An 18,146-nucleotide genomic window follows, 5' to 3' on the forward strand; every position below is an offset into this window, starting at 1 on the left:
GAGTCTCCTTTCGTCGAAATGACACGATCACAAAAATCACATCCAGTTTGTCATTTCGACGGAGGAGAAATCACACTCGTATATCGACAAAGATTAACGAATTACTTTGTGTCCCGAAGCTTCGGAATAGTGTGATTTGCTTCGCCTGTTCGCTATCGCTCGAGTCTCCTTTCGTCGAAATGACACGATCACAAAAATCACATCCAGTTTGTCATTTCGACGGAGGAGAAATCACACTAGTATATCGACAAAGATTAACGAATTACTTTGTGTCCCGAAGCTTCGGGATAGTGTGATTTGCTTCACCTGTTCGCTATAGCTCTAGTCTCCTTCCAGTCTAAATGGCAAGATCACAAAAATCACATCCAGTTTGTCATTTCGACGGAGGAGAAATCGCACTCGTATATCGATAAAGATTAACGAATTACTTTGTGTCCCGAAACTTCGGGATAGTGTGATTTGCTTCGCCTGCTCGCTATCGCTCGAGTCTCCTTTCAGTCGAAATGACACGATCACAAAAATCACATTCAATTTGTCATTTCGAGGAACGAGAAATCACACGCGTATATCTACAAAGATTGGTGAATAGGAGCGGAGTTTCTAGTGTGATTTCTCCTTTCAGTCGAAATGACAAACTAAACTTTAAAATTTGATAAAGATAATATATAATTGTAAGAATAAATTTATATTTTAAATCAAATTTCCTTACATTTGCAGTTCTTAAATCTTCACATTTAAAATAAGTAAAATTTGCCTTTAATGGTTTTGGATTGCAAAAATCATTGCCAAAAGGCTTTAAATTCATTAAATGGAAGAAATGAAAACCAACATCCTTTCCAAAGAAGCCGAAACCAGGCTAATTGGATTTTTTTAATCCAATTATCGATCCCAAAGATAGGACTAAAATAGTATGTACAAGTAAACTGCATTTCAGCCTTAGGCGTAACGCGACAACACGAAACTCTCCAACTCGGACCAACAAATTTTGAAGACAATTATTATTGGCTCAATGAATTGGCGGAGATTTTAAATCCTTATTTGAGTGAGGAGTAAGGATTATAAAATGGAAAACCTCGATTATTTTAGAATCGAGGTTTTAGATACTGTAGAAATACCGACTATCGGATTATTCTGTTGCCATTGAGTCTACACTTACAGCCATAGTATCAATTGCTTCTAAAGTATTTTCATAACTGTTTATTTCATCATTATTAAATGCTTTATTTACTTTTTCAGAAAGAAAAACATTTCCAAATAGACCATATCCAATACTTTTGCTTTTACCTTGCCATGTAATTTTAGTAATTGAAAATAGTAAATAATTGTCTCTTGTTACAGAATTCTCAATTAACTTTTCTGCCAAAGAACTTCCAAACAAAATTCCTAAATTTTCTATATCAGAACCGTTTTCTGATATAGAATTTTGAACCACTTGATTTATTACTGATTTTACAGCTTGTTTGTGATCTTCACTACCTGGATTAGTTAAAACTGCTGTCAAAATAATAACAGCGAAAATTATAAGTATAATATCCGGTTTTTTCATAATATTTTTATTTGGTTTTCATTTTCAATAAATAAGACTTCCATTTCTGGAAGTCTTAAAAACAAACAATATACTTTAAGCATATCTAATTAATTTCCAGGTTACAGCTTTGTTGTTGTAAGGAGGAATTGATTACCTCTAGCTAGAGGTATAGTTGTTGATGGAGAAGACTGTGCCTCCCAAACTCCTGATTCAGGACACGTTTCACCTGTTTTGCGAGTTGTTCCTAATGGTAATGCCATAATTTTAAATAATTAACGTTAATAATTAGTAAACTTAAAACCAATCATTAGCTAATTATTACGGAAAACCTTATTTTGATTATTTTTATAAGATAATTTAATTTTTAGTTCGATTACCAGCCGTTTTTCCGTTCAATTGCCTTGTCTTGTTGATTAAAAAATTTGTTGATTTATTTTTGACAAAATAATTGTATGTTTGAAAGAATAATCAGCAAAAAAAATAACTTATGGAAATTCATAAACGAGAAGATTATGATATTGCATTTATTCAGTCACTTATTGATAATGGCATTGAGGAGTCAATAAATATAGATTTCAAAGCTTCTGGATCACTTTCAAAGGATGAAATGAAAAAAAAAGAAATATCCAAAGATGTTTCTGCTTTTGCAAATTCAAACGGTGGAATTATCATTTATGGCTTAACAGAAAAGAATCATAAAGCAGATAGCTTTTCTTTTATTGATGGTGATATTTTTTCGAAAGAATGGCTTGAACAAATCATTAGTACAACAATTCAGCGAAACATCAATGGTTTAAAAATTTTTCCAATTAGAAATAATGGAAATATAAAAGAATCAATTTATGTTGTACAAATTCCTGAAAGCCAAGACGCTCCGCATATAAATAAAGATAAAAAATTTTATAGAAGATATGATTTTCAATCTGTTGTAATGGAGGAATATGAAATCAGAAATCTATATGGACGAAAATCAAAATCTGATTTAATGATTTCACAATATATAATCTCATACAAAGAAATGATTAACGAAAAAGCAAGGTTTGAGTGCGTAATTGCTGTTCAAAATATTGGTGATATCGAAGAATCTTCATATAAAGTGAATACATATTTCTGCAATTATCTTCCAAAAGATCTTTCTATAACTTGGAATGATACAGAAGATATTAAAAGATATAATTATATTCATTTGGATAATAAAAGAGTTAAAATTTCTGCAAATTCTAATTGCACAATTTATCCTAACGAAACTATTAACGTTACTAGATTTTATTTTGATATTGATTTACAATACTTAAACGATTCCTTTAATCTGATGAAAATTGAGTTATTATTATTTTATAGTGGTGGAGAGCACAAAGTAAAAATAGATTTTAAGCAAGTAGAAGAATTTTACAATAAAAGACCTCTTAATAAGATTTAAAAATACGAATGTATTTAGGCAAAAAAAGAAATTTCCAATATTTATGGAGTTTCTTGCGGAGATTTCTCCTTCGTCGAAATGACAAAATTGGCGAAAAACTTTGTGTCTTAATGTCTTTGTAGCAAAAAAAACAGCCCTCCAAATAGAGAGCTGTCTTAAGCAAATTTTCAAATTTGCACTCCTAAGAATGCGTACAGTAATTGGTAATCACTAAATCGAAGGCTAAACGCAGGTTATTCGTTTATGGTATCGCCTTCTTTAGTTTCTTCGCTGGCCATTTTTACCAGTTTATCTTGCGGGGTTAAATCTCCGTAAATTTCGATTTTATCGTCGATTTCTCTTCCTTTTTTAATGTCAACTCTTGTCGCTTTGTGGTTTACTACTTTTACCACATACAAACCTTCAGCAGAATTTACAACTGCCGTTTTTGGTACTACAAATGTGCTGTCTTTCGCGTTAAGCGGTAATAAAACTTCGGCAACCATTCCGGGTAATAAATTTCCTTTGGTGTTGTGAACGTCCATTTCGACTCTTTCAGAACGTAATTTCAAATCTAAAGCTCCGGACATTCTGGTAATTTTTGCGGTAAAAGTTTCCGGTAACGATTTTACATTAAAACTCATTTCGTCACCCGGATGCAGATATCCTGTGTACAATTCCGGAACCGAAACCGCCAAACGCAACTTACTTTGTTCCTGAATCGTTAATAAAGGTAAATCAGATCCTTTTCCGTTTGGACCAACATACGTTCCTAAATTGACATTTCTTGCCGAAACCACTCCGTCAAAAGGAGCGCGGATTTCCAGGTAACCTCTCATAATCGAGATTTCCTTGTGCGCTGCAACTGCTGCCTGATATTGTGCGTAATCCGAATTTTTCTTTCCGCCTGCCATTTCTAAATCGTTTTTAGAAATCGTTCCTTCCACTTTGCTGGTTTCGTACAAACGGTTGTAAGTACTTTTGCTTGTCGTGTAAATCGCTTCCATCGATTTTAATCTCGATTCGGCTGCAGCCAATTGCGAAGAGATTTCCGGTGCTTCTAAAACAATTAAAAGTTGTCCTTTTTTAACTTTAGAACCAATGTCTACTTTTAAGGTTTTGACAAAACTGCTCACTTTGGCGTACAAATCCACTTGTTGAAAACCGGTTAACTCTGCCGGTAAACGCAATTCTGTAGTCAGTTTTTCTTTAGATAAAAGGAAAGTTTCTACTTTAGGTTCGATTGCTGCCGGTGCAGTTTCTTCTTTTTTCTTTTCGCAGCCGCTTAATACCACTAAAGCTGTAAATAATAATGCGGTTGATTTTATAATGTTACTTTTCATTTTTTGGTTTTATATAAATATATTTTAAGAAATAGAAGGAAAGTAATTTATCAAGTATATCCACGACGATTGTAACTTTCGACTTTCCAACTTTCGACTTTATGACTTTACGACTTTACGACTTTCTCGACTTACTTATTGATGCGATATAATGGATACTTTCTTCGTCTTCAGGATCTAAAGAAACCGATTGAGTCGATGTTTTTTCCTGTGCCCACGCAAAAATCTGCGGAAGGATCAATAATACGGCAAAAGTAGAAAATAATAAGCCGCCGATAACCGCTCTTCCTAGCGGAGAAACCTGATCGCCTCCTTCGCCATGACCAATTGCCATTGGTAACATTCCCGCAATCATCGCAACCGAAGTCATGATAATCGGACGAAGACGCAATGCAGCAGCTTCTCTGGCAGATTCTAAGGCGTTTCCGTTTATTTTTCGCAATTGCTCCGCATTCGTGACCAAAAGTACGGCATTGGCGATCGAAACCCCAACCGACATGATGATTCCCATATACGATTGTAGATTTAAGGTTGAACCTGTAATGGTCAGCATTAACAACGATCCTAAAACTACCGCCGGAACCGTCGTTAAAATAACCAACGATACTTTGAACGACTGAAAATTAGCGGCCAACATTAAGAAGATTACGAAAACGGCAACCAATAATCCTGTCTGTAAACTGCTTAATGTTTCACTCAATACAGTACTTAGTCCAATTGGCGTGATAAACAAACCACGAGGTAATTCGCCCAATGAACTAATTGTCGACGCAACATCTTTTGTAGCCGTTCCTAAATCGGTCTGGTTGATGTTTGCGGTAACGGTAATGTATGGCATGGCCCCTAAATTGTCATTTTCACCGCTTACAAAGCCTGGTGTAATTTTGGCAACGTCACTTAAAACAGGACGAAGCGAGTTTTTCAATACCGGAATTTCTCCAATATCGGTTTTGCTTTTCATTTTATTCAACGGAACCTGAACTTGTACCGAATAGGATAATCCGGCTTTTTCGTCGACCCAGTTGTTTTTTTCTGTGTAACGGGAAGAAGAAGTCGAAGCTACCAGCGAACGTGAAATATCATTCATATCAACGCCTAATTCCGCAGCACGGGTTCTGTCAATTTCAATATTCATTGCCGGATAATGAATTGGCTGTCCAATCTGAACGTCCCTGAAATACGAAATTGCTTTTAGTTTTTCTACGATTTGAGTTGCGTACAATTCATTTCGTTTTTTGTCTTTTCCTGCAATTCGAACTTCGATTGGAGTAGGGGAACCCTGACTTAGAACTTTATCTGTTAATTCGATTGGCTCGAAAGAAAGTTTGGTATCAGGCAATACTTTTTTGATTCTCGCTCTAAAATCGTCTTTAAATTCATCCATATCTGCATGATAATCTTTCAAACTCACCTGAAAAACCGCTTCGTGAGAACCTGCCATGAACAAGTAAATCGGGTTGATGGAGAATAGAGAAGGGTGCTGACCCACATAAACAGAAGAAATTCCGATATGTTCTTTGCCAACCATTGTTTCCAATTCCTTTAGAACAATTCTGGCTTGTTCTTCGGTTCTTTCCAAACGCGTTCCATCAACGGCGCGCATTCTTAACTGAAACTGACTCGAATTAGTTCTCGGGAATACATCTTTTCCAATGAAACCAAGAAATACAATCGCTAAAACGGTTGCTACAAGTAAATACGTAATACTCGTTATTTTTTTATGTACAAACAATCTGTCTAAAGTGCGCATGAAACGATTTCTGAATTTCTCGAATCCGCTTACTTTTCCGTCGTTGTTAAAATCTTCTCTTTCGACTAAATCTTTTTTCTGGCCAATTAAATTCTGCTCAGATTCAGGTGTTAATCCGCAGGCATTAAATTCTGCTTCATCGTCTGTTATATTGTGTTCATGAGTATGTTTTGGATGCGCTTTCATCATCCAGTTCGCCATAACGGGAACAAAGGTTTGAGAAAGTAAAAACGAAATCACCATTGAAAATCCAATTGCCAAAGCCAACGGCAGGAACAACGCTCCGGGAATACCAACCATCGTAAACGCTGGCGCAAAAACGGCCAAAATACAAAGTAAGATCAATAACTTCGGCAAAGCGATTTCCTGACAGGCATCCCAAATAGCGAGAGCTTTCGGTTTTCCCATGTCAAGATGCTGATGGATATTTTCAATCGTTACGGTACTTTCATCCACCAAAATACCAATTGCCAGAGCCAATCCTGATAAAGACATTAAGTTGATGGTTTGTCCGAATAATTTCAGGAATAAAACGCCCGAAATAATAGAAATCGGAATCGTCATAATTACGATCAACGCCGCGCGACGGTCACCAAGGAAAAGCATTACCATTAATCCCGTTAGAACCGCACCGATAATTCCTTCTGTAATCAAACTTTTAACCGAATTAATTACATAAACCGACTGGTCAAATTCGTACGTAATATTGACATCTTCAGGAAGTGTACTCTGAATTTTAGGTAGTTCCGATTTTAATTTCTGAACCACATCCCAGGTCGAAGCATCTCCGGCTTTTGCAATACTAATGTAAACCGAACGTTTTCCGTTTACCAAGGCGTAACCGGCTGTAATATCGGCACCATCTTTTACAGAAGCAACATCGCCTAATTTTAAGTTTTGAACGCCGCCTTTGAATAACGGAATCTGCTCAAAATCTTTTATTTCTTTAATCGTATTATTGGTTGGTGTAATATAGTTTTTGTCACCCATTCTCACGTTTCCGGATGGAGCCGTCTGGTTGTTCAGACGAATCGCCTCGACAATCTGATCGGGTGTCATATTATGCGAACGCAATAAATCTGGATCTACGTTAACCTCAATAGTTCTTGGGCTTCCGCCGAAGGGTGCCGGAGACAATAAACCGGGAATTGAAGTAAAGGAAGCACGAACATAAACGTTGGCCAAATCCTGTAATTCGTTGTTGGATCTGATTTTAGAACTCAAAACCAATTGTCCGATCGGTAATGAAGAAGCATCAAAACGAATGATAAACGGAGGCTGTGTTCCCGGAGGAAAAACCGCCTGAATCCTGTTCGAAAGCGCACTTAACTCGGCTGCAGCCTGAGCCATATTGGTTCCTTCATAATAGGTTAATTTCATAATCATTAACCCCTGAATATTTTTAGTTTCTACCGATTTGATACCGTTCGAAAAAGGTAAAACGTTCACGTAGTTTTTAGCAAAATAAGCTTCCATCTGGTCCGGCGTATAACCTCCAAATGGGTGTGCGATGTAGATAACCGGCAAATTCATTTTCGGTAAGATATCTACCTTAATATCTTTGATGGCACCAATTCCGAAGAAAAATAAACCCGCCACCAATACTAATATGGAAATGGGTTTGCGGAGTGCAAAACGTATTAAATTCATTAGGATTTATAATTAAAATTCATTTATAAATAAGTCAAAATTCCCTGTTGCAGCAACTTTCAAAAGGTATGACTGCCACACATTATTATTGACAATATCACGATCGATTTCGGCACGGTTTAAAACATACATCGTCTGCGTTAAATCGGTTAAATCGGTTAAGCCATTTTTGTATAAAGTCGATTTTTGAAGATACGCTCTTTTGGCAGCATCTACCTGAATCGGCGCTTCGGCATAATTTTCCAGAGTGATTCTGATTTTATCTTCAGCAAAATTCAACTGCGATTTTAGTTCACGATCAGCCTGATTGTATTCTTCCTGTAAACCCTGTGAAATAAATTTCTGTGCGCTAACTTGTTTACTAGATCGAAATGGAGTGGTTAAATTCCACGTAATTCCAACACCGATTAAATAATTCGAGCGATCCGGATTTACACCATCCCAATAATTTCTGCTAAAAGCGGTCTGGTCTGCTGCATAAGAATTTTCAAAACCGGATGCTCTGGTTTGTAAAACCCCAAAAGCAGTCATAGTCGGGTAATAAAACCTTTTGTACAATTTAACCTGCTGATTGCTGTAATCGATTCGGGTTTTATACAATTGCAATAAAGGATGAAGACTATCGGTTGAAATTTCTTTGGTAACTAATTCTTTCGGAATCTGAGTTACAAAAAGCGTGTCAACAACAAAATCCTGAGGCGCAACGCCCATTAAATCTACTAATTTGTTGTTTTGTTCTTTAACGAAGTTCTTCGCGAGATTCAAAGCAATTTTAGCTTTAGAAACTTCAGCTGTTGCTAAGGTAGAGTCTACGCCTGCCAATAATCCGTTTTTAACTCTTGCCGCGGCGGTTTTTTTGAAAACTTCGGCACGTGAAAGGTTTTTTTGCTGCGAAATCAATAATCTCTGACTTGCTAAAAGATTTAAATAAGCGGCAGAAATTTTAATTTCCTGTTGGAATTTCTCCTGCTGTAAATCTCTTTCCTTGGCCTGAACATCAATTTTAGACAAATTGATTCTTTCTTTGGTTTTTCCGAAAGTAAAGAAATCCCAGTTCATGTTGACCAGATAAAGCGCTCCAAACGCCGAATTCCAGTTTTGTTCAGGAAGAGGTAAACCTGACGAAGCAACTCCTAAACCTCCAAATCCGTAAAGTGGTCCGTTTTGTCCGTTTACGGTTCCGTAATCCTGTTGCGCCGATAAATTTAAATTGGGCAGGTAATCACGTCGGGTTTGTTTCAGAGTCTCTTTTGATGCATTGGTGTAATTGTTTTTTGCCCGGATAGCACCGTAGTTTTCAAGACCGGTCTTTATTGCTTCTTTTAAAGACAGGGTTTGAGCAGAACCGATTGAGGCAAAAATCAATAAAAATAATAAGGTAATTTTTTTGAAGTACATAAACTCAAGGTGTAATAAATATGTTTTTGATGCAGCAAATTTATTTCTCTTGTATTGATAAAACTCAGGTTTAGTGATGTACTGCACTAGTAAATGACGAATTGAATTTGTCATTTTTTGAAAAAATTAATTAAATATTTGTCCGTACTTTGTAAACTATTTCACAATTAAGAATGAACAAAAGAATTGATAACATACTGGATAACAAATGGTGGCAGGAGGTTGCCGTTGTCCTTTTCTCCTTTACGATTTATACCTTAAAAAATGACTGGATGCTCTTTAGTTCCTTCATTTCTATTTTAATGGGTATATTCTTTTATTGCGTTTTGTATATGCACGCGCAGTTTAACCGCTTTTTTCTGCTTCCGATTTTATTCAAAGCCAATAAACCTTTTACTTATATTATACTGACTCTTTTTGGGGTTTTTGTATTTTCTGTTGTTTTGTATGAAATCACAATGCTCGACATGTTTGCCAAATGTCATTTGTACCAAAATTCGCATCAGAGAAGTTACGCGTATCAGTTGGCGAGTGTTTTAGGAACTTTGGTCTGCATACTGAGTCCGATTATTGTTTTTAAATTTTATCGTATTCACAGAAAACAAACTGATGCGGCTTTATTGTTCAATCAAATGCAATTGAATTCATTGAAGGGACAGTTAAACCCGCATTTTTTATTCAATACCTTCAATACACTTTATGGGATCAGTCTGGAATTTCCGGAAAGGACTCCGGATTTAATTATGAAAGTTTCGCAGTTAATGCGTTATCAATTAGAGAGTAATGGTAAACAATGTGTTTCTTTAGAAGATGAACTGGAGTTTATAAACAGTTATGTTCAGTTAGAAAAAGAGCGTGTCGGATATCGCTGTGATATTACTTTTGAGTGTAAAGTAGATAACGAATACACCTATAAAATTTCGCCGATGCTTTTAATTGCATTTATAGAAAATGCCTTTAAACACGGAACCTGCGCTATTGAAAAGTGCTTTGTAGAAATTACGATTTCAGTCGAAAATGGTTTATTGAAACTTCACGTAGCCAATTCTATTCCGAAGAAAAATGATGTTGTTTCTACCAAAATTGGTTTAAAAAACACGATTGAGCGGCTGAATTTGATTTATGGAAAAGACTATAAACTGGATATTCAGGATGACAAACAGATTTATATTGTTGATTTAGAAATACAACTTAAAAAGTTTGTAGGATGAAAGAAACAAAGAAATGTATCATTGTAGACGATGAACCCGCCGCGCATTACGTTCTGGCGAATTATATCAAGCAAAATCCGCAATTGGAATTGGTTTTTCAGGCATATAACGGAATTGAAGCGATGAATTATCTTCGGGAAAATGCAGTCGATTTAATGTTTCTGGATATTAATATGCCGGAGATTTCTGGAATGGAATTATTAAAGATTATTCCGAATCATCCGAAAACCATTCTAACTACGGCTTATTCTGAATTTGCCCTGGAAAGTTATGATTACGGCGTAATAGATTATCTGCTGAAACCGATTTATTTTCCAAGGTTTTTAAAGGCTATAGATCGTTTTTTTGCCAACGAAAACGGAAAGCAAAAAGTAGAAGAAACCGTAAATTCGGTAAGCGTAAAAATAGACGGTTACCTGACGGATATCGAGCTCGACCAGCTTTTGTATGCACAGAGTTTTGGCAATTACGTAAAACTTCACACAATACGAAAAACCTATCTGGCGTCAATAACCACCACTGAATTTGAAAAATGTCTTCCCGAGAAAAGCTTTATGCGAATTCATAAATCGTATATCGTGGCTCTGGATAAAATTGATGCAACAGAAAAAGATTTTGTAGTAATTAAAAATGAAAGGATTCCAATTGGTATAACCTATAAAAGGGAACTGACAGAGTGTATGAAGAAGTTGTAGCTTTAGTTTTTTTTAGTGCTTAGTTATTAGTTCTAAGATATTAGTTCTTTTCTCTTTTCTCTTTATTCTTAATATTTTCTCTTTATTCTTTTCTCTTTTATTCTCCGCCGATACTCATTAAAAAAAAAACTGTCCTTCATTTCATCTTAAGAAAAAAGTAGTACTTTTAATACGTTATTTACGAGTTTAATTTAAAAATTGAAACCATGAAAAACGCAATTTTAGCTTTTACTTTTTTATGCAGCAGTTATTTAATCGCGCAGGAGGGGACTAATATGAAAAAGGAAGTAACGCCACCGGAAAAGGTAAAGTTTGCTTTTGAACGAGAATATCCCGGGAAAACTGCTGTCTGGTCAGAAGAATATGTGGGAGATGATGCTGATGAAATTCGCTTTGAAGCGCGATACAATGTAAGTGCTACCACAAAAGCAGTAGCAATTTATGATAATCTTGGAAATATGAAAGCTTATGAGCTTCAGATTCCAGTTAGTCAGCTTCCGCCAAAGGCTCAGGCATATTTGAAAAAAAATTATGCAGCAAAAGCAATTATGGATGTTGTAACAGTTATAGATGATAAAAATAAAACAACTTATGAAGTTGGTGTTGCAAAAGATGCTAAATTTTACGATGTTGTTTTCGATAAAGACGGCGGATTTGATGTCGTTATCGAAAAAAATTAATATTATATTTTTGTAAGAAAAATTATATTTATATAGATTTGTAAAACAGTATCTATATATGAAGAATGTTATTTTAAGCTTAGTTTTATTTTATTGCAGTTTTTTGTGTGGTCAAAATGGCATTTTAGTTCCGCCAGATCAGGTAGTTGATGCATTTTCTAAAAAATATCCAGACAGAAAAGCGATCTGGAATTTAGAATACACTGGCAAAAAAGACGATGTTACTTTTGAGGCGAAATTTAGCGAAAAAAACAAGAAAACAGCTTTGGCACTTTTTGATCAAAAAGGAAGTTTTATTTCTTATAAGCTTCAGATAGAAATGGTTGAGTTACCGGTTAAAGCGCAGGCACATATTAGAAAAAATTATTCCGTTAAATCTCTTAAACAGTCGTTTTCAGTTTTAAACGCAGCAAATGATAAAACTTATGAGGCGTCGGTGATAAAAGATAAAAAAAACTATAATCTTCTTTTTGATAAAGAAGGAGAATTAATTAAAAGAATCCTGATTAGGTAAATGTCTTACTAATTCAATATTTTTGAAATGGCAAACCCGATAAGTTTTTATAGCTTATCGGGTTTTGTTTTTATAGGTTGTTTTTTTTTCAAGTTTCAAGTTTCAGGTTTTAGGTTTCAGGTTTCACGTTTAAACTTGAAATCTGCAACTCGGAATTTTATAACATCATTCCACCAGAAACCTCAATTCTTTGCGCATTTACCCAGCGTGCCTCTTCGGTACATAAAAAGGAAACAACGCCACCAATATCATCTGGTAATCCCACTCTTCCTAAAGCTGTTACCGAAGCAATCTGCTGATTCATTTGTTCATTGTCACGAACTACACCGCCACCAAAATCTGTCTCTATGGCGCCAGGAGCTACAATATTGACTCTTATTTTTCTGGCACCCAATTCTTTTGCCTGATATTTTGTTAAGGTTTCCATTGCACCTTTCATAGAGGCATAAGCTGCATATCCAGGAAATGAAAATCTCGCCAAACCTGTTGAAATATTTACGATTCCACCGTCGTCATTCATTTCGTCTAAAGCCTTTTGAGTCAGGAAGAATGGTCCTTTAAATTGGATATTCGCTAATAAATCAAAATTGGCTTCTGTTGTTTCTACAAATGATTTATGAATTCCAATTCCGGCATTATTTATTAAAAAGTCAAATTTATCTGTTTTGAAAGTCTCTTTTAAAGCTGTTTTTACTGCTCCGAAAAAAGAATCAAATGTACCTGAATCTGCAACATTCAATTGAATTGAAGTTGCTTTTTGACCCAAGTTTTCAATATCTGCCACAACCGCGTCAGCTTCTTCTTTTTTGCTGTTGTAGGTGATAATAACATCTAATCCCTTTTTAGCAATTGCAATTGCCATGTTTTTCCCTAAACCTCTGCTGCCGCCTGTTACCAGCGCTATTTTTGTATTTACTGCCATGTTTTTTATGTTAATAGTTTATAGTTTATAGTTTATTGTTTATTGTTTATTGTTTATTGTTTGTTGTTTGTCCGTCTGAGCGAAGTCGAAGACCTCTATAGTGAAAATGTCCTTCTCCCGATCCTCAAACTTCGGGACGGAATCTCCGGAAAACAAATGATTGTTTATTTATGAAACAAAAGAAATGCCTATTTGAGATTTGTATGTCTATGTCTCTATGTGTTTAGACTTAATTTATGCATTAAATTAATTGCCATGCAACGCCTCAAATGATGCTTTTAATTCCGGTACACTTGCATTTAATCTTGTTTCGCTGGTTCCGAAAGTAAGTTCTGATTTTCCTTCTTTCAATTGTTCGAAAATAGATGCTATAAAACTGCTCACGATGGGATGTGCATCGTGCAGTCCGATTCCACCTAAATCGGTATTTAAGGCCGGCGGAATTATTTCGATTACCTCGATATTCTTTGCTTTTAATAAATGACGAAGGGAAAGTGTAAACGAACGGAAAAATGCCTTGGTAGCCGAGTAAACAGGAACTTTTGCAAAGGGCGAAAATGCCAGTCCTGAGGTTACATTCATTACCGTGGTCAGCGATTTTAACTGAACAAATAAGGAAGTTAAATGCAAAGGCGCCTCAATATTAGTGCTGATTTCCGATTTCATATTTTCATAAAAATCAGCATCTGTGATGTTCATCCAGTTCTGGATTCCGGCATTATTAACTAAGACATTTAAATCAGGATGATTTTCAGAAATCCATTCGTAAAGTGCAATTCGTTCTGCTTCAATTCCTAAGTCACATACTTTTGTAATAACAGTTGGAAATTTGGCTTTTACATCATTTAAGACAGATTCTCTTCTTCCGCAAATAATTACGGTATTGTTTTCTTGCGTAAATCTTTCGGTAAGTCCGAGTCCGATGCCGGTTGCACCGCCGGTTATTAAAATTTTGTTGTTTGCTAAATTCATCTTTTAGATCTTTTAATTGGATAAGACAAAGGTAGAAGCAAAGAAGATTTGGAAGTTTGTAAATATCAAACCGATGTTTGCGAAATTCAAATTAAAAGTTTTTTAAATTCCGATTTTTCTTTTCATATCGTATGTCATCCTGAGCGATCCCGAGGCTTCGGGAGAAGGACACGTACAGTATGCATCTGTATGGATATAGCATGAGATCCTTCTCCCGAAGCCTCGGGATCGCTCAGGAGGACAAATCTTTGAGCTGAAAATCTAAAATTAAGAGCCTACAATCAAGAACCTACAATCAAGAACCTACAATCAAGAACCTACAATCTAAAATCTAAAATCTACAATCTAAAATCTACAATCTAAAATCTACAATCTAAAACCTAACTCCTAAAAGCCAACGGCGTTAAAGTGGTTTGTTTTTTAAAGAAATTAGAAAAGTGCGCCAATTCCTCAAAACCAAGAGAATAGGCAATTTCAGAAATATTCCAGTCCGTTTGTTTTAAAAGGATTTTGGCTTCGCTGGTTAATCTGTTGCTGATTAATTCGGTTGTTGTTTTTCCTGTATTTTCTTTTAAAACCTTATTTAAATGATTAACATGTACCGATAGTCGTTCTGCAAAATCCTTGGCAGTACGCAACTGTAATCTTTGATTTGGAGATTCAATAGGGAATTGTCTTTCTAATAATTCAGCAAATAAAGACGAAACTCTTGCAGCAGAATTATGTTTGGAATATAAAGCTGTAATGGGTTGTAATTTTTGTCCGAAGTGAATTAATTCGGCAACATAATTTCGAATTAAATCATACTTATAAATATAATCAGAATTGATTTCTTTTTGTATTTTATTAAAGATCAGTTCTACTTCAGCAACCTCTTCATCAGAAAGCTGGAAAACGGGATATCCGTCTGACGCAAAAATAGGCAGGGCATCCAGATCGATTCCGCTTTTGTTTTTAGAAAGAAATTCACTGGTAAACACGCAAAACTGACCCGATTGATTCGTGTCCTGTGGCAAATAATTGTATGGAATTTTTGGTGTTGCAAACAACAGGCCCTGCTTTTCAATTTCGATTACTTTATCGGCATATTCAGCTCGGTTATGACCTTTAATCAAACTTATTTTATAATACGCTCTTCTGTCATAAGGCATTATAGATTTTCCCTGCAATCGCTCTAAAAGTTCTTTTATTCCAAAAACGTTGAAATGTCCAATTTCTTTCTGAATGTCGTTTGGAAGTAAAGAATTGGGTTCTATGGTCGAACCTTCGGTAATGTCTTTGTAAAATGAGTCGAGCGATTTCATAGGGTCTGAATTTGCAAAAATCAAATATACGTTTTTTTAGTGGCTAAGATGCTAAGGTACTGAGGAGCTAAGTTTTTTTTCCGCGAAGTACGCCAGGAATTAAGCAGAACGCTATATTGTGTTTATTTAAAATTGTAAGCGCGCAAAGTTTTTTGTGGTTGGGATTTTTAGAACATAGTGCATGGTTTAACAATAAAAAACTTTGCATCTTAGTGCTTTAACCGCACAATTAAATTAAAACAAACTTCCCTGAACAAATTCTGGTTCAGGATTGCTTCCGAAAGGAAAAGTATCAATTACAACAAATTGTTTTAGAAGAGGGTCAAACTCTCTTAATACCATTTCTTTACATAAAAATTTTCTTTCAATATTAGTAAAAATTTCAGATGCTATTTTTATTTTTTCTAAGGATAATTTTCTGCCAATTGTAATATGCGGGTCATTACTTTTTTTCATCCTTGAAATTTTCAAGCCTTCCTGAGTTTTCTTCATCAGAGTTTTCAATTTTGTTTTTACGATAAGATCTTCAGTTGGCTTTTCTACTGTCTTTTTTTCAATTGGTTTTTCAATTGACTGATTTGGTTTGGCAACTTTCTTAGTTGTACTTACAGGTGCTTTTTGTGTCTTTTTAATTTTTGGTTTTATGGGTGTTGGATCTTCATTAAGACCAATGAAAAAAGCTCCAGCATTATCGTAAGAATCAAAATGATCTAAGTAAACTTGAAAAGGCGTGAAAGTATTGCAAATTTCTGATAGCTTTTGTTTTAGCTTTTCGAGTTCAGACGCATCAAGTTCAAATTCGCAGATTGTAATATGCGCCGTAGAATTACAGCTATTATACCATTCGATTTTACTTCGTAAATATCCCTTCATTGTTTTGACAAGATCAATAATATCTGGAGAAGGGTAAATTGCGACTGAATAAATTTTTTTCATTGCTAGACTTTAAATTATGCAAATTTAAAGCTTTCCTTTCAAATATAATCTATGAAGAATTTCCGATTTCAATAAACCGCTTCCGCCTCCAAAATGTTCAATTACTTCTACATCGGGCTGAGTTTTTAGACAAAAAGAAGTAAACTCTTTTTCGATATGATCTTCAATCGCCGAGCTTAAAAGAACAATATCAATTTTATTGTTCAGAAAATATTCCTGAGCTTCGTTTTCATCATCAAAAGCGACTCCGTTCCAGTTTTCATCTGCATTTACTAAACGAAGTAAAATAGCCAAAATTGCTTCGTTTTTTCCAAGTAATAAGAATTGTAATGTTTTCATATTTTTCTTTTCAGATTATGAGATCTAAGTTTAATCACTTTCTTTTACAAATTTACAGTCTTTACAACGGTATACTTCTTAATCTAGAATAAGAAAATAATTTTTTTTTCGACAAAATTGGAATGTAAAAAAGAGAAGTAAGAGATTTTAATTACCAATTTTGTGTTAAATCTGTTTTGATAATATTTTGAAAAACAATTATTTAACTTTTTAATTACTTAAATTTTTCATTTATTGAGGGAAACCGTAAGGATATGTCTATTGTGCCTTTTAATTTTGTGATATAGAAATTTTGAAATGATGACGTTCTTTACCTTTTTAAATGTCATTTTGAGTTTTTATAGAAAACTGTTTTTGGAGAAACGTTTTACAATTTAATTTTGACATATTCATTTGATCGTGGGTAATTGTATAAAGTTTGCTATATACATTAATGTCTAATTTTTATGGGTTTTAAAATTAAGTCGAAAGACATAATTTTAAAACCCTTTTTTTGAGAGCTTTCGAAGTAAAAGTATAGTATAAAAGGAAGGATTTAGTTATAACCATTTGCTTTTAGCCATTCCAGACAATCCCTCGTCCAGTATTTACTGGTGTCATTTACTCCTAATCCAAAACCGTGACCGCCTTTTTCATACAAATGTAATTCCGCTGAAACTCCGTTTTTCTTTAATCCTAAATAATAATTAATGCTGTTTTCAGGGATTACTACGGTATCATCTGTGGCATGAATTAAAAAGGCTGGAGGCGTTTTTGAGGTGATTCTTTTTTCATTAGAAAAGGAATCTATGAGTTCCTGAGAAGGATTTTTCCCTAACAAATTGGTTTGCGAACCTTTATGTGTTATTTCATTTTGCATGGAAATAACCGGATAAATTAAAAGTGAAAAATCGGGACGTGCGCTTACATTAAATTTAGATTCGTATACTTTATCATCGTAATGGGTTGATAGGGTTGCCGCCAAATGTCCCCCGGCAGAAAACCCTAAAATTCCAATTTTATTTGGATTAATATTCCATTTTGCCGCATTTTGTCGTACATATCTCATGGCTTCCTGCGCATCCTGCAACGGCCCCACGCTTTTATTTTTCATTGTTAAATCGGTTGGCATACGATATTTTAAAACAAAAGCCGCAATTCCCAGACTGTTAAACCATTCGGCCACTTTTGTTCCTTCTTTGTCATACGCTAAATGGGTGTAACCACCGCCCGGACAAATAATTACTGCGGTTTGATTAGGTTTTGATTCTTTAGGGATGTGGATGCTCAAAGTGGGAATAGAAACCTGACTCGTGCTTTGGAGCTTTCCATCCTTTATATCTTCTTTTTCCAGATATTCGGTTGCTTTTATTGCATCCGGAACCTTAGTCCAAAGCGGAATTGTCTGATTTTGAGAGTTTGCCTGTACGATTCCGAAAAAAAGAACGAAACTTAAGGCGATTTTTTTGAATGGTAGTGTGAAAATATTTTTCAATTTATTAGGTAATTATTTGGTTTACAATTCT

General features: G+C 35.0%; 15 protein-coding genes. 5 read left to right on the forward strand and 10 right to left on the reverse strand.

The features are described from left to right. Positions 1–1,126: 1,126 nt before the first annotated feature. Positions 1,127–1,546, reverse strand: coding sequence for a DUF4359 domain-containing protein (locus ABEB31_RS14405; RefSeq protein WP_347052333.1), 420 nt, complete (start codon positions 1,544–1,546; stop codon positions 1,127–1,129). 469 nt (positions 1,547–2,015) lie between these two features. On the opposite strand from ABEB31_RS14405, the gene ABEB31_RS14410 reads away from it, so the two are divergent. Continuing rightward, positions 2,016–2,948 (forward strand): AlbA family DNA-binding domain-containing protein, encoded by a 933-nt coding sequence (locus ABEB31_RS14410; RefSeq protein WP_347052334.1) that lies wholly within the window; start codon positions 2,016–2,018, stop codon positions 2,946–2,948. Positions 2,949–3,181: 233 nt separating this feature from the next. On the opposite strand, the gene ABEB31_RS14415 is transcribed toward ABEB31_RS14410, so the two are convergent. From ABEB31_RS14415 to ABEB31_RS14425, 3 genes are all read right to left on the reverse strand, one after another. Continuing rightward, positions 3,182–4,270, reverse strand: coding sequence for an efflux RND transporter periplasmic adaptor subunit (locus tag ABEB31_RS14415; protein ID WP_347052335.1), 1,089 nt, complete (start codon positions 4,268–4,270; stop codon positions 3,182–3,184). 115 nt (positions 4,271–4,385) lie between these two features. Next, positions 4,386–7,670 (reverse strand): efflux RND transporter permease subunit, encoded by a 3,285-nt coding sequence (locus tag ABEB31_RS14420; RefSeq protein ID WP_347052336.1) that lies wholly within the window; start codon positions 7,668–7,670, stop codon positions 4,386–4,388. 12 nt (positions 7,671–7,682) lie between these two features. Then, a complete protein-coding gene (locus ABEB31_RS14425; protein ID WP_347052337.1) occupies positions 7,683–9,182 on the reverse strand; it encodes a TolC family protein in 1,500 nt (499 codons plus the stop codon). 59 nt (positions 9,183–9,241) lie between these two features. Between ABEB31_RS14425 and ABEB31_RS14430 the strand changes: the two genes are divergently transcribed. The 4 genes from ABEB31_RS14430 to ABEB31_RS14445 all read left to right on the forward strand — a co-directional run bounded on the left by ABEB31_RS14430 (position 9,242) and on the right by ABEB31_RS14445 (position 12,168). Continuing rightward, a complete protein-coding gene (locus ABEB31_RS14430; RefSeq protein WP_347052338.1) occupies positions 9,242–10,279 on the forward strand; it encodes a sensor histidine kinase in 1,038 nt (345 codons plus the stop codon). Beyond that, positions 10,276–10,974, forward strand: coding sequence for a LytR/AlgR family response regulator transcription factor (locus ABEB31_RS14435; protein WP_347052339.1), 699 nt, complete (start codon positions 10,276–10,278; stop codon positions 10,972–10,974). Before ABEB31_RS14430 ends, ABEB31_RS14435 begins: the two co-directional genes overlap by 4 nt. Positions 10,975–11,180: 206 nt before the next feature. Further along, a complete protein-coding gene (locus ABEB31_RS14440; protein WP_347052340.1) occupies positions 11,181–11,654 on the forward strand; it encodes a PepSY-like domain-containing protein in 474 nt (157 codons plus the stop codon). A 58-nt stretch (positions 11,655–11,712) separates the two neighbouring features. Continuing rightward, positions 11,713–12,168 (forward strand): hypothetical protein, encoded by a 456-nt coding sequence (locus tag ABEB31_RS14445; protein ID WP_347052341.1) that lies wholly within the window; start codon positions 11,713–11,715, stop codon positions 12,166–12,168. 157 nt (positions 12,169–12,325) lie between these two features. On the opposite strand, the gene ABEB31_RS14450 is transcribed toward ABEB31_RS14445, so the two are convergent. From ABEB31_RS14450 to ABEB31_RS14475, 6 genes are all read right to left on the reverse strand, one after another. Next, positions 12,326–13,090, reverse strand: a complete 765-nt coding sequence (locus ABEB31_RS14450) for an SDR family NAD(P)-dependent oxidoreductase (protein ID WP_347052342.1) — start codon at positions 13,088–13,090, stop codon at positions 12,326–12,328. A gap of 246 nt (positions 13,091–13,336) precedes the next feature. Then, a complete protein-coding gene (locus ABEB31_RS14455; protein ID WP_347052343.1) occupies positions 13,337–14,062 on the reverse strand; it encodes an SDR family oxidoreductase in 726 nt (241 codons plus the stop codon). A gap of 380 nt (positions 14,063–14,442) precedes the next feature. After that, positions 14,443–15,366, reverse strand: a complete 924-nt coding sequence (locus ABEB31_RS14460) for a helix-turn-helix domain-containing protein (protein ID WP_347052344.1) — start codon at positions 15,364–15,366, stop codon at positions 14,443–14,445. A 234-nt stretch (positions 15,367–15,600) separates the two neighbouring features. After that, a complete protein-coding gene (locus ABEB31_RS14465) occupies positions 15,601–16,302 on the reverse strand; it encodes a 2'-5' RNA ligase family protein (protein ID WP_347052345.1) in 702 nt (233 codons plus the stop codon). Between the two features lie 24 nt (positions 16,303–16,326). Beyond that, entirely contained in the window at positions 16,327–16,641 is a 315-nt protein-coding gene (locus tag ABEB31_RS14470; protein WP_347052346.1) for a hypothetical protein, read from the reverse strand. Between the two features lie 535 nt (positions 16,642–17,176). Continuing rightward, on the reverse strand, positions 17,177–18,115 hold the full coding sequence (locus ABEB31_RS14475) for an alpha/beta hydrolase (RefSeq protein ID WP_347052347.1): 939 nt from the start codon (positions 18,113–18,115) through the stop codon (positions 17,177–17,179). Positions 18,116–18,146: the final 31 nt, after the last annotated feature.

Source organism: Flavobacterium olei, assembly GCF_039749035.1.
In the GTDB taxonomy this organism is placed as follows: domain Bacteria; phylum Bacteroidota; class Bacteroidia; order Flavobacteriales; family Flavobacteriaceae; genus Flavobacterium; species Flavobacterium olei.

Bases quoted from the DNA above. Each gene is read 5' to 3' on its own strand.
- ABEB31_RS14440 (WP_347052340.1), top strand. From the start codon at position 11,181: ATGAAAAACGCAATTTTAGCTTTTACTTTTTTATGCAGCAGTTATTTA.
- ABEB31_RS14470 (WP_347052346.1), bottom strand. From the start codon at position 16,641: ATGAAAACATTACAATTCTTATTACTTGGAAAAAACGAAGCAATTTTG.
- ABEB31_RS14455 (WP_347052343.1), bottom strand. From the start codon at position 14,062: ATGAATTTAGCAAACAACAAAATTTTAATAACCGGCGGTGCAACCGGC.
- ABEB31_RS14415 (WP_347052335.1), bottom strand. From the start codon at position 4,270: ATGAAAAGTAACATTATAAAATCAACCGCATTATTATTTACAGCTTTA.
- ABEB31_RS14465 (WP_347052345.1), bottom strand. From the start codon at position 16,302: ATGAAAAAAATTTATTCAGTCGCAATTTACCCTTCTCCAGATATTATT.
- ABEB31_RS14410 (WP_347052334.1), top strand. From the start codon at position 2,016: ATGGAAATTCATAAACGAGAAGATTATGATATTGCATTTATTCAGTCA.
- ABEB31_RS14435 (WP_347052339.1), top strand. From the start codon at position 10,276: ATGAAAGAAACAAAGAAATGTATCATTGTAGACGATGAACCCGCCGCG.
- ABEB31_RS14460 (WP_347052344.1), bottom strand. From the start codon at position 15,366: ATGAAATCGCTCGACTCATTTTACAAAGACATTACCGAAGGTTCGACC.
- ABEB31_RS14405 (WP_347052333.1), bottom strand. From the start codon at position 1,546: ATGAAAAAACCGGATATTATACTTATAATTTTCGCTGTTATTATTTTG.
- ABEB31_RS14430 (WP_347052338.1), top strand. From the start codon at position 9,242: ATGAACAAAAGAATTGATAACATACTGGATAACAAATGGTGGCAGGAG.
- ABEB31_RS14450 (WP_347052342.1), bottom strand. From the start codon at position 13,090: ATGGCAGTAAATACAAAAATAGCGCTGGTAACAGGCGGCAGCAGAGGT.
- ABEB31_RS14420 (WP_347052336.1), bottom strand. From the start codon at position 7,670: ATGAATTTAATACGTTTTGCACTCCGCAAACCCATTTCCATATTAGTA.
- ABEB31_RS14445 (WP_347052341.1), top strand. From the start codon at position 11,713: ATGAAGAATGTTATTTTAAGCTTAGTTTTATTTTATTGCAGTTTTTTG.
- ABEB31_RS14425 (WP_347052337.1), bottom strand. From the start codon at position 9,182: ATGACAAATTCAATTCGTCATTTACTAGTGCAGTACATCACTAAACCT.